Raw genomic sequence first — 2,495 nt, 5'->3', positions numbered from 1 at the left:
CTGCCGCTGGAGGCGCCTGCGCCGGTCGCTACTCCTGCTGCCGCCCTGCCCACGGCCCCCGTGGCTCCGCCCGGGCCCGTCGCCACGACGCTCCCGCTGCAGGCGTCGGCACCGGTGGAGCAGGGCGGCCCCACCCCGACGCTGGCGCCCGTCCACCCCCTGGCCGCCGTCCAGCCGGTGCGCACGTCGACACCGAGCACCGTGCCGCAGGGTGCGCCCGTGCTCGCGCCGGGCGCGGCCACGCCCGGCGTCCAGGCGGTCGAGCTCGGCGAGCACGTCGAGCAGATCGTCCTCGACGACATCCTCGTGTTCATGGTCGAGGCCGGCGGGTCCGACCTTCACCTCTCGGCCGGTGCGCCGCCGACGATCCGGGTACGCGGCGAGATGCAGCGGGTGCCCGGCTACGAGCCGCTCACCGGCGAGCAGATCCAGAGCGCCATGTTCGGGATCATGACCAGCAAGCATCAGAAGACCTTCGAGGAGCGCTGGGAGCTCGACTTCGCCTACACGGTGCCGGGCAAGGCCCGCTTCCGCGTCAACGTGCTGCGCCAGCGCAACAGCGTCGGGGCTGTCATGCGAACCATCCCGTGGGAGATCAAGTCGCTCGAGGAGCTGCTCCTGCCGAGCATCATCGGTGACTTCTCCCAGCTCGAGCGGGGCCTCGTGCTCGTCACCGGACCCACCGGGTCCGGCAAGTCGACCACGCTCGCGGCCGTCGTCGACAAGGCCAACCGCACCCGTTCCGGTCACATCATGACCATCGAGGACCCCATCGAGTTCCTCCACCAGCACCAGGGCTGCATCGTCAACCAGCGCGAGGTCGGCGACGACACCCACTCCTTCGCCGACGCCCTCAAGCACGTGCTGCGCCAGGACCCCGACATCATCCTGGTCGGCGAGATGCGCGACCTGGAGACCATCTCGGTCGCGCTCACCGCCGCCGAGACCGGCCACCTCGTCTTCGGCACGCTACACACGCAGTCGGCGGCAGAGACCATCACCCGCGTCATCGACGTCTTCCCGCCCGAGCAGCAGCAGCAGGTTCGCACCCAGCTGGCCGGCACGCTGCAGGGCGTCGTGTGCCAGACGCTGTGCCGCACGGCCGACGGCCAGGGCCGCCAGGCCGCGGTCGAGATCATGATGGCCACGCCCGCCATCCGCGCCCAGATCCGCGAGGACAAGCTGGCGCAGATCCCCGGCACCCTCCAGGCCGGCGCCAAGTACGGCATGCAGACCCTCAACCAGGACCTGGCCCGGCTGGTGAAGGCCGGACGGATCAGCTGGCAGACCGGCCTCGACAAGTGCGCCGACAAGGAGGACTACATCGGCCTGGTCGGCGGCACCGCCGTCGAGGTCGAGAAGCACCTGGCGCGCCAGCAGTTCACGACGAGCGGCTTCGGCGGCGTGCAGTGACCCGCACAGCCTGACCGCCCCGCATACCCGTCCGCACCCTCGATCCAGGAGCACCGCCATGGCAGCAGCCACGCTGACCAAGTACGAGTTCACCGCCAAGGACAAGTCCGGCAAGCTCGTCGAGGGCAAGGTCGACGCCGAGAACGAGGCCGTCCTGCGCGAGAAGCTGCTGGGCATGGGCGCCCTGCCGCTCGACATCCGCGTCGCCAACGCGGGCATGCAGAAGGAGATCCATCTCGGTCTCCCCAAGCGGATCAAGCTCAAGGACCTCGCGATCTTCGCGCGCCAGTTCGCCACGATGCTCTCGGCCGGCCTGCCGCTCATCCGCTGCCTGGCGATCCTCTCGGAGCAGACCGAGAACGAGGAGCTCGCCAAGGTCCTGCGCCTGGTCAAGACCGACATCGAGGAGGGCAACCCGCTCTCGAAGTCCCTCGAGCGGCACCCCAAGGCGTTCCCCCCGCTGATGATCAACATGATCAAGGCCGGCGAGGTAGGCGGCTTCCTCGACCAAACGATGATTCAGATCGCCGAGGCCTTCGAGGCCGACGTCCGGCTGCGCGGCAAGATCAAGGCCGCACTGACCTACCCCGTCGTCATCTTCATCCTCGCGATGCTGATGTGCGCGGGCATGCTCATCTTCATCGTCCCCGTCTTCGAGAACATGTTCAGCTCCCTGGGTGGCGAGCTGCCCCTGCCGACCAAGATCCTGGTCGCGATGTCGAAGGGCCTCAAGATGGGCCTGCCCTTCCTGGTCGTCGGCTCGATTGCCTTTGTCGTGTGGTGGCGCAAAAACGCCCACAAACCCGGCATCCGCAACGTCGTCGACCCGCTCAAGCTGCGCCTGCCCGTCTTCGGCAACTTGTTCCAGAAGGTCGCCATCGCGCGCTTCTCGCGCAACTTCGGAACCCTGCTGCGCTCCGGCGTACCGCTGCTGCAGGCCCTCGACATCGTCGCCGACACCACCGGGTCGGTGGTGATCTCCAGAGCCCTGCACGACGTCAAGGAGTCGGTCAGGCAGGGCGAATCGATCAACAAGCCCCTCGCCGAGCACGACGTGTTCCCACCGATGGTGGTGCAGATGG

Annotated in this window: 2 protein-coding genes; both read left to right on the top strand. The window is 68.4% G+C overall.

Annotation, left to right across the window (positions count from 1 at the left end; translation table 11 throughout):
• Positions 1-1,413, top strand: a 1,413-nt coding sequence (locus VOI19_RS18045) for a type IV pilus twitching motility protein PilT (RefSeq protein ID WP_323794328.1), incomplete at its 5' end; no start/stop codon positions are given.
• A 58-nt stretch (positions 1,414-1,471) separates the two neighbouring features.
• A partial coding sequence (locus tag VOI19_RS18040; protein WP_323794327.1) for a type II secretion system F family protein occupies positions 1,472-2,495 on the top strand: 1,024 nt, incomplete at its 3' end.

It is taken from the genome of Nocardioides sp. (assembly GCF_034670285.1).
Lineage (GTDB): Bacteria > Actinomycetota > Actinomycetes > Propionibacteriales > Nocardioidaceae > Nocardioides.
The sequence above is the reverse complement of the archived record's forward strand: the minus strand, read 5'-3'. Positions and strand labels throughout refer to the sequence as shown.